The following is a 9,768-nucleotide window of genomic DNA, read 5'->3' on the forward strand; positions in this document are numbered from 1 at the left end:
AAAGAAAGCACGGAGGACCGAGTTCGTATCCGATAAGGGCACAGACCCATCAGCTAAACGCTATCGGTCTCCACACCTTGGATAAGTGTAACGAAGGAATGTAAGGGATAGACCCGTCGAGTCGTGGGATGGTAAACTTCCAGGGATCAAGTGGAGCATGCGTGCAGTAGAAAGTAAATTGGAGAAATGTTCCAAAGTGTTCGTTTCTTTTATTTGCGCATGCCCAAAACAGGGACCTCACGGGTGTTATAGCTTATTTCCTACCGACCATTGCATTCCAAAGTGATGAAATCCTGCGAATGACTGAGTTTACGTGAGATAAACCCTTAAAACTGAGGGACGGATACGATTGTCCATCAATATAAGAAAGCAGCCAGCTAATCCAGGAACGGTTGCTTTCTCATATTAACAGCCAAAGACGTTAGCTGAAACCATTGCAATATAGGAAGAAGTGAAAAAAGATGAAAACTTTTATTTACTTTGTCAGACATGCCGAATCACCATATATTGAAGGTATGGAGAGGACAAGAGGACTGTCGGACAAAGATAAATTAGATACACTTAAAATTAATGAAATTTTGAAAGATGAAGAAATTGATCTTTTTATATAAAGTCCGTATGAAAGAGCGATACAAACTATTAAAGGCGCAGCCGGAACTAACGAAATTATATTATTCGAAGAGCTCAGAGAAAGTGATATTGGTCAGATTAAGGATATGAATTTTATGGAAGCCAAGCTGAAAGTGTATAAAGATATTAATTTTTCATTTTCTAATGGTGAATCAACCATTTATGCTCAAAGAAGAGCAGTAAAGGTAATCGAAAACATATTGAATGAAAATATGGGAAAGAAAATTGTAATGGAACGCATGGTGATATTATGACTTTAATAATGAATTACTTTGATAACCGATATGATTTTGAATTCTGGGAATCAACCTCTATGCCGGACATATATAAATTAGAATTTGAAGAACAGAAATTAATAGAAGTAGTGAGACTATGGAGATGATTTTTTGAGTAACTCGGCGAAGGCAAGGGAATCAGTTATCATCAAGTTTCCTTTGCTCAGTCACTGGGGATCTCTCAAGGAACTTTAAATGAATTGAAAAAAACAAGTTTAATCCTTCTGTTGAAACTATCTTCAACTAAATAAAAAATTCTATGTGGACATAAATTGGCTTCTCTTGGGAGGGAAGAGATAAATGACGGAGTAGAACGAAACGCAAAAATTTCTAGGATGATGCCTTGCTCCTAACCTAATTATAAATGTTCTGACTAGGTCATCCCCATTTATTCACCTGTCGGTCAGCATATCTGATCTATACCTCATGGATAGGTTAAATGAAGGAATGTGGAGGACAATCATTGTATAAAATCGATTCAAGTTCATGGAGATCAGGACCAATTACCTATAGAATTCCAATTTTAGACAAGTTACAGTATTTACTGTACATATCGACAAAATCCTCAATAATCGAATAGCTCGTACGACAATAGCAAACCCACTGAAAAGTGGCGACGCAATGCTACAGGGGCTAATGCGGATCTACCAATACCGCGATGCCAGCCAGCTACCGAATACGACGGAAACCTCCGTCTACTTTGATTCTTCATGTGGACGGAGTTTTTTTTGCATTCTGATATTGAAGTTTTTGTAAGATACATGTTGAATGGAATGCTTTTTATTTTTACCGGATGTCGAATGAACAAGGATTTAATCTAGATGTGGGGGGCGAGGAGATTCCCTAAGGGACAGGAGTGGGACGAGTACAAGAGAAGATTAAAATAAGAAAAATCCTTTTAGCGATGCAAGTACTAGTACAAAGCCGACGTAAAGGCAAAATAACCCAAACTTTCTTCAGGAGGAATGAACAAAAGATGAAATTAAAAAATCGAAGAATCTTATCTGTTCTAATGGCAATCGTTATGGTATTGACGATGATGCCTTTTCATCCGTTAAAAGCAAGTGCAGCGGATACACTTAATCTAGGTACTCCTGTTCGATTATCCGGAACAACCTATCAGCTATCAAATGCTGCATTTGGAAGCATTGGTGTCGTTAATGCAGGGGGCGGATACTTTACCGTTGCTGTAAATAATGGCTCAATTGCTGTTGGGACTCTTCCAAGCGGTATTACCGAGTTGACTAATGGCATAACCATTAGTGGTCGTATTACTGACCAATCTACACCTACAAATAGAGTGTTCAATTTTTCAAGTGGTAATACTTATGAAGAAATTCAGGCTGTTATTGGAAATATGACATTTACACAACCTGCAGGGCAAACCCAAAGTATCACAGTAAATGTAACGCCAGGGGCACCATTGACCAATGGGAAAACATCTATACGTACCTACAATGGACGCTATTTTGTTTATGTGGAAAGACCGAGTACTACCATGGATTATAACGATGCTGTGACTACAGCAACGAACAATAACGGACATCTTGTAGAGCCACCAGCAACTATTGCTGGAGCTGTAGAAATGTTTGCTATTGCCAATATGTTTGCAGAATTTAAGACTGCATTTACAGGAAACTGGAACTTTATAAGCTTTATAGGCGCTACTAAAGCAACAGCACCTAATTGGGATTCTGCTGTTAATCCCGAGACAAGGTATGTATCAAACAATACTGCAACAGGTCTTGAGTCAACGAGTAATTTTGTGGCTAATGGAGGCTATGTCCATCTTACACTTCTGCTAGACACCACTAATAATAAAGTAGGTTACTTAGCCGTAGACAATACACACGGTGGTAGTAGCATATTTAAGGATCCAGGAGTTATTATTGAGTATAATTCCGGTGCCATTAGTAACATCATCACGGCAACAGAGGATGTTACGCTTCCGGCTATGGGAGGCAGTGTAGCAATCAGCGGTGCAGCCAAGTTTGGCGAAACGTTGACAGCGGACTTATCGGGGGTCACGTATACGCCTAGCACGCCAGACAACGTGCCGACTTACCAGTGGTACCGAGACGGAGTCGCCATCACGAATGCGACGGGTTCAAGCTACACGTTAACCGCAGATGACATGGGCGCGGCTATCACCGTGACGGTCACCTCCGACGGTACGCATGCGACAGGCAGCGTAACGAGCGCGGCGACGGGTACGGTAGCGGCAGCGGACGGAGCGGCGGCTCCGGCAGCGCCTGTAGAAACAAGTAAAACAACAACGAGCATTACGCTGCAGACAGTTACCGGTCAGGAATACAGCAACGATGGCGGCGTAACCTGGCAGGATAGCCCGACGTTCAACGGATTGACACCGGAGACAGACTATACGTTTGTGACCCGAGTAAAAGCGACAACGACGAATAACGCGTCTGCAACCAGTGCGGGAATAACAGTTCGTACATCGTCTAGCAACGCGGACTTAAGCGGTTTGACGTTATCGAGCGGCAATTTAAGCCCGGTGTTTGCGGCAAACACAACAGACGGTTACACGTCGAGTGTGGCGAACAGCGTTAGCAGCACAACAGTGACGGCAACGGTATATGATTCAGCACATGCGACAGTGACGGCGAGCGTGTACAACAGCGAAGGGTTAGTGACAGGTCCGACTACGTTGACGAGCGGCACAGCTTCCGATTCGCTGCCGCTGAGCGTAGGCATCAACACGATCAAGGTAGTTGTGAAGGCGCAGGACGGCACGATACAAACGTACACCGTAACGGTGACGCGTGCACCTTCATCTTGGACGGGCGGCTCCGGCAGTACGGATACCGGCACTAGTACGTCCGACAACTCGATGGCATTCCGTGTCATCGTGAACGGCAAAGAGTATGATCAAATCGCCACAGGTACGACAACCCAAGAGAACGGGGAAACCGTCCTGACGGCGACAGTGGATTCAGTCAAACTGGAAGCGCAGCTTGCGAAAGAAGGAGACAAGCCGACTATAATTGTGCCCGTTGCGGCGGTGAGCGCGGATAAAGTAACGGTGGTATTGACCGGCGATATAGTGAAAGCGATGGAGAACAAGCAGGCGATATTGGAAGTACAGACGGCTAACGGAAGTTACAAGCTGCCTGCGGCGCAAATCGCGATCGATCACTTGGAGTCGCAGCTTGGCGGGCAACTGAAATTGTCGGATATCGTCATCCATGTAGACATCGCGAAGAGCGATGCGGCGAAGGTTCAACTCGCAGCAAGCATGGGGGAAAAAGGAAAGTTCAGCGTCGTCGTGCCACCTGTCGATTTCACGGTGACCGCCTCCTACAACGGCAAAACGGTGGACGTAGATAAGTTCAATGTGTACGTTCAGCGGGAAATTCCGCTGCCAGACGGCATTGACCTAAGTAAGATCACCACCGCAACCGTGCTTATGGCGGACGGAACGGTTTATCACGTGCCGACCTACATCACCGTTCGCGACGGAAAATATTATGCGGTCGTAAGCAGTTTAACGAACAGCACGTATACATTGATTTGGCACCCGATGACGTTCGCGGACGTAGCAAACCATTGGTCTAAAGACGCAGTTAACGATATGGCGTCCCGACTGATCGTGAACGGATTCAACGCGGCGCATTACAACCCGAACGCGGCGATCACGCGCGCAGAGTTTGCGGCAATTATCGTGCGGGCGCTTGGTCTCCCCGAAAACGGGAAAACTGTGCCTTATGGTGATGTGAAGTCCAGCGACTGGTTCGTCGGCGCTGTGGCGAAAGCACAGGAATACGGTATTATCAAAGGATACGAGGATGGCACGTTCCGTCCAAGCAAAACGATTACCCGCGTAGAAGCGATGGCGATGATCGCACGGGCGATGAAGCTAACGGGACTCGATACGAACGTCAGCGGCGTTGATGCTGTATCCGTACTTTCCTCGTTCGTGGACGGCGCGGCAGTAGATGCCTGGGCGAAGCAAGCGGTCGCGGCTGCAGTGAAGAACGGGCTGGTCAAAGGCTCCGAAGCGGGACTGCTGCCCAAGCGCAACATCACACGTGCAGAGACGGCGGTCATCGTTCAGCGGATGCTGATCAAGTCCAATCTGATTGATAACAAAAATTCCAAGTAGACACCAAAGTGGTTTAAAGAGGGGCTATCCTGAGGCGAATACAAAGCTGAAGGACGGCCCTTCTTGCTTATTCATTCTTACGCTGAAGAATAAAATTCGCAGAGAGTGGTTTAAGGTCTGTAATTGAAGTGAGTTGAAAATTTGTTCAGAAGTATTGTCATATATTGACGGGGAACGTTAGCTCAAAAAAACAGCGGACGTTAGTTGAACTATCAGGGAGCAGATTGATGCTGCTCCTTTATTGAGCTTCGTCAAGTTAAAGAGACGCCAGATGATTTTTTTTAAAAAGTTTTTATGATTTGTCGATTTTGTTGAATGCCGTTCGTCGACTTAATAGAGGCAAGAATGACATCAGTCTAATGAAAAGGAGAATGTAAAATGAAATACTTGTGTTTGGGATACCTCGAACCAGAGAAAATGAATGCCCGCCCAAAGGCAGAGATCGATGCTGTTATGAGCGAATGTCAGCCCCACCTTGAGGAGCTCTACAAGAGCGGCCAATTGATCATCGATGCTGGCCTCTCTTTCGAGACCAAAAGCTTGCGGTGGCTGAACGGGAAGGTAACGGTAATCGACGGTCCTTTTATCGAAACCAAGGAGATGCTGGGCAGTGCGTTCCTTATAGAAGCACGTGACATGGAGGAAGCAATCCGGGTGGCTTCCCTACATCCGACTACGCAAGTGGGTGCGGGCGAACAGTTTGGCTGGAGGATCGAGATCCGCCCGTTCCACTACTTCAAGGAAGGTCAAGTTTCTTAGTTCCAAAGCAAGAACTAAATCCTTTAGAAAAAAAAGCTGTATGAAAGCTATTGCGAAAAGTGGAATCCAGCTAAATCTCAGTTGGATTTCACTTTTTTTGCGTTGAACTAACGGGTACTCGATAGCACCATTACAACAGGCAGCTTTCGTTCAACAAATTTTCCATTTGGAACATGTTAAAATAGTAAATAAAACAGTAGGTGAGTAACATTCAAAAGCATTTTAGTGTAGGGCTTCTCCCTTCGGATGGTTTGCGATACAGCGTCAATTATGAATCAGAGCAACACCTAAACGCTCATGAAAATGTGATAAGACCTCTTGTTGAGAATGCAAAAGAGATCTTTGTTTATGGTCTTAAGGAAGGATCGACTCTCTTGAAAAGGCACAAAGGAATACTAACGAAACACCAAGGTAAATACTCATTAACCTTAAATCAAGAAGTTTCGTCCGATAGTCAATCTGCCGTTAAATATTGTAAAGAACAATCAAAGAAGGGACTGTTTTCAGTTTTGTTTCCAGCCTCAAATGGTATTGATTGGATGACGATTTTTGGACCTGAGGACGTGTTAAGTACTCTTTATGAAAATGCGATTCAAAAGTGTAATGAACTCGATTTTTGGGCTAAACAGGCGGGATGCTTTCAAAATGGAAATCAGACGGTGGATTTAGCTAATGGGCACGATAGTTCACGGATTGGGGGTTAATATGAAACGCTTCATGAAGGCATCACTAATAATACTGGGAATCGTACTCATTTTGCTGGTTTTTACATGTCCAAACGACAATGACTATAAATTATGGCTTGCAAAGAAGTACGGCATTTCGTGTGAGGTAGGCGGACCAGAACAAATTATTTTATGTAAGCGAGGTCAAAATCCTATAGAGTGGGAAGGCAAGCATGTTCAAAGTCTCCCATTCTTCATGAAAGTGGAGGATAGGTACACTGAAGCTAACAAAGAGTATACCATTCGAGCAATCGGAATTCTGAATTTCTTCTTTGATTACTCTATAATCAGTGTTTACGACTAAATCTCATGTTGTCAATTCAATCCTTATTTTGCTCAAACGAACCCGCTCATTAAAGTAACGGGAGACGATAGTGAAAAGGGTATCGCCGGCTGCGCGCAGTTTAGTCGATCCCTTTTTCTTTACTGAAGTAACGGGCAGATTACGATAATGATAAGTGTTTTAATTTGAAATAAGAACCGAAAAATGGGGTGTTACATGAATGCAATATCAATGCTACTGTGGCACAAGGTTGTCAAACGTTTTAGTACCAAACGATATACAATTAAGAGTGTATACTGACTTTGAATGGGAAGAGGTTTTAAACAATGACTTGGTAGAAGATATTCCTCTTCCAAAATACGATGTTTGGTGTTGCACTAATTGTAAAAGAATTATTTTCTTCGATGGACTTAAGGTAGAAATGGTGTATAAGCTCGAATATGATGAGTGCACAGAAATCATCAGACGAGTAGAGTTAACGGACTTCTATAGTTCAATTACAGTTAAATCAGATGCCATAGTTATGGCACTTTGATGGAGGGTTGTAATGGCTAGGTACCAATGTGTTTGTGGTACAATTCTATCCAATGGAGTTTTTCCGAACGACATTGAATTGTATTTGCTTACAGATCGCCAAGTCGATGAAATAGATGAAGTAAGCGAGATATACGACGTATCACAAAGTATTTGGCAATGCCCAGACTGTAAGCGGCTCACTTTCTTTAACAAAGAAGGTACAGTGTCTAGGGTATATAAGTTGGAAAGTGAAAGGATTGAATAATTTCAAAACGGGAATGACCATTCGCAGTGGCTGCTTTTCATTGAACTAACTGGCACGATTGAATAGATAAAGGGCAGTTTGCTGTGAACTGTAACCCGAAAGATAGACACTTTAGAAAAAGTGCTCATCTTTCGGGTTTTTGTGTTTTAATAAAAAATACTACAATGAATGAGGTAAACCTACTCCATGTCCAAACGCCTATTTACAACACAGATTAAATTGCTTGAGTCTAATCCTAATATTGAACACGTATCAGAAAGAGCAATATCATATAAACCCGAGTTTAAATTACATGCCGTACAAGCTTACAAGAGCGGTAGAGCACCTATGCAGATCTTCCTAGAAGCTGGGTTTAGCTGTTATCGGTAAAAAAAATCCATATAAATGTTTAGAACGCTGGAAAAAATCTTACCGGTCTTTGGGGGAGGAGGGATTACTAATGAACCGCAGAGGCAAAGCGAGCACAGGCAGACCCTCATCTAAGGAGCTCAGCACAGAGGAAAAGCTTAAGCGTGCGGAGGCTAAGATTAAGCTGCTAGAAGTGGAGAATGAATTCCTAAAAAAGCTCGAGGCTCTAGAGAGGCAGGCGAAACGCGAACGCTAACACCTTCAGAGACCTTCGAGCTTATCGAAGCTACAATTCGTAAATACAAGATGAAAGGCTTAACGGCCTATTTATGTATCATTGCGAGGGTAAGCCGGAGTGGGTATTATCGTTGGGTTAAAGCTGAGCCCAGGAGGCAAGAGCGTGAATATGAGGATGAGAACGACTACGGTCTCATTAGGATGCATTACAACGCTCTTAACGGCAAGGCGGGTGCCCTAACCATTAAGATGCATCTAGAGCGCAATGATGATGCCATTATGAATCATAAGAAGATTCGCAGAATCATGCGTAAATACAACTTGGTTGCGAAAGTACGTCAAGCCAATCCTTACCGAAAGATGTCTAAAGCTACACAGGAACATAAGACGTGCCCGAACTTGTTAGAGCGTAAATTCAATCAAGAAGAGCCGGGTAAAGTACTGTTAACAGATATAACGTATATGAGGTATGGAAAGGGCCAATGGGCTCACCTGTCCTGTGTAAAAGACGGAGCAACGAAGCAAATACCCGCACATGTTCTTTCTACATCTCTAGAACTCAGTATTGCAGAGAAGACGTTAGAAGAGCTCTTAAAGAACATGGACAACAACGTTCATCCCGATGCAATCCTTCATTCGGACCAAGGCATGCACTATACACATCCTGTATTTCAACATAAAGTGAAGCAAGCAGGGTTTGTCACGTAAGGGCAACTGCTGGGACAACGCACCCATGGAATCCTTTTTTGGTCATATGAAGGATGAGCTGGAATATGAAGACTGCCAGACGATTGAAGAGCTGCGTGAAAGAGTTAACGAGTATGTCTTAATGTACAACACAACTCGCTACCAGTGGGGATTAAAAAAGATGACTCCTGATGAATACAGAAGCCACCTTCTTACCGCTTAGCACCTTTTTTTCACGTGTCTACAAATAAGGTTACAGTTCAGCTGCGGCGCTGCTCCCTTTCTTTGTTAAACTATGAAAGAACGGATTAAACTTTCATGCTCTATGGTGCAGCATAAGAGATGCAAGGATGACTAACGGGCATACCTTAAATATGGAAAATTCGTGAAGTTCGTAAATAAGACGTTATAAAAAATCTGTGAGGAGAAAAACAATGAAAGTAAACAAGAAACATCGTTTTCTCTTTTTTACAGTTATTTCAATCTTTATCATATTTTTTATCAGCGTTAATGCAATAGAAAACTATCATAATAACAAAAAAACAATTTTGTTTGTTAATGGAGTCGAAAATATTACTGAGTATCAAAGGGATAGTTTAAATGTTGATTCTATTGCAAATGGATATTGGGATGACAAAAAGTATAACTACAATACAAATCATAAATATATATTAATAAAATTGAAGACATGGAAAGTGATAATAAGTACAGATAATATTGATGAAATAATTGAATTCACTAACAAATAATTGACTATAGATTGTATCAATCGATCGGCAGCCTCGTTAAGCTAACTGGCAGTATACTTCTAATATATGTTAGGTATAGGGGGTTGCTTGGCTATTGGTTAAGTGGATAGGAAACTTGTAAGAAAGGAGTATTAGGTAAGATAATGATAAAAAATGATGAAGAATTCTACA

At 42.7% G+C, this 9,768-nt stretch carries 7 protein-coding genes, 1 pseudogene and 1 riboswitch; all 8 genes and pseudogenes read left to right on the forward strand.

What is annotated here, in order from left to right; translation table 11 throughout:
* Positions 1-461: 461 nt before the first annotated feature.
* The 8 genes and pseudogenes from DFP97_RS11895 to DFP97_RS11935 all read left to right on the forward strand — a co-directional run bounded on the left by DFP97_RS11895 (position 462) and on the right by DFP97_RS11935 (position 9,597).
* Positions 462-1,012: pseudogene (locus DFP97_RS11895) on the forward strand (histidine phosphatase family protein).
* A gap of 476 nt (positions 1,013-1,488) precedes the next feature.
* A riboswitch (cyclic di-GMP riboswitch) is annotated at positions 1,489-1,582 on the forward strand.
* Positions 1,583-1,881: 299 nt separating this feature from the next.
* Positions 1,882-5,028: an S-layer homology domain-containing protein gene (locus DFP97_RS11900; protein WP_181873476.1), complete on the forward strand. Its 3,147-nt coding sequence runs from the start codon at positions 1,882-1,884 to the stop codon at positions 5,026-5,028.
* 378 nt (positions 5,029-5,406) lie between these two features.
* Positions 5,407-5,787 (forward strand): YciI family protein, encoded by a 381-nt coding sequence (locus DFP97_RS11905; RefSeq protein WP_114380188.1) that lies wholly within the window; start codon positions 5,407-5,409, stop codon positions 5,785-5,787.
* Between the two features lie 200 nt (positions 5,788-5,987).
* Positions 5,988-6,491 carry a hypothetical protein gene (locus tag DFP97_RS11910; RefSeq protein WP_114380189.1) on the forward strand — a complete coding sequence of 168 codons (504 nt, stop codon included), beginning with the start codon at positions 5,988-5,990 and terminating at the stop codon, positions 6,489-6,491.
* Between the two features lie 1,524 nt (positions 6,492-8,015).
* Positions 8,016-8,180 carry a hypothetical protein gene (locus tag DFP97_RS31485; RefSeq protein ID WP_245976133.1) on the forward strand — a complete coding sequence of 55 codons (165 nt, stop codon included), beginning with the start codon at positions 8,016-8,018 and terminating at the stop codon, positions 8,178-8,180.
* A 35-nt stretch (positions 8,181-8,215) separates the two neighbouring features.
* A complete protein-coding gene (locus DFP97_RS31490) occupies positions 8,216-8,869 on the forward strand; it encodes an IS3 family transposase (RefSeq protein WP_342773270.1) in 654 nt (217 codons plus the stop codon).
* Positions 8,870-8,915: 46 nt separating this feature from the next.
* A complete protein-coding gene (locus DFP97_RS31495; protein WP_245976148.1) occupies positions 8,916-9,071 on the forward strand; it encodes an IS3 family transposase in 156 nt (51 codons plus the stop codon).
* Between the two features lie 211 nt (positions 9,072-9,282).
* Positions 9,283-9,597 (forward strand): hypothetical protein, encoded by a 315-nt coding sequence (locus DFP97_RS11935; RefSeq protein ID WP_114380192.1) that lies wholly within the window; start codon positions 9,283-9,285, stop codon positions 9,595-9,597.
* Positions 9,598-9,768: the final 171 nt, after the last annotated feature.

The organism is Paenibacillus prosopidis (assembly GCF_003337375.1).
Lineage (GTDB): Bacteria > Bacillota > Bacilli > Paenibacillales > Paenibacillaceae > Pristimantibacillus > Pristimantibacillus prosopidis.

Coding starts and splice junctions, on each gene's coding strand:
- DFP97_RS11900 (WP_181873476.1), top strand. CDS start 1,882: ATGAAATTAAAAAATCGAAGAATCTTATCTGTTCTAATGGCAATCGTT.
- DFP97_RS11905 (WP_114380188.1), top strand. CDS start 5,407: ATGAAATACTTGTGTTTGGGATACCTCGAACCAGAGAAAATGAATGCC.
- DFP97_RS31485 (WP_245976133.1), top strand. CDS start 8,016: ATGAACCGCAGAGGCAAAGCGAGCACAGGCAGACCCTCATCTAAGGAG.
- DFP97_RS31495 (WP_245976148.1), top strand. CDS start 8,916: ATGAAGGATGAGCTGGAATATGAAGACTGCCAGACGATTGAAGAGCTG.
- DFP97_RS11935 (WP_114380192.1), top strand. CDS start 9,283: ATGAAAGTAAACAAGAAACATCGTTTTCTCTTTTTTACAGTTATTTCA.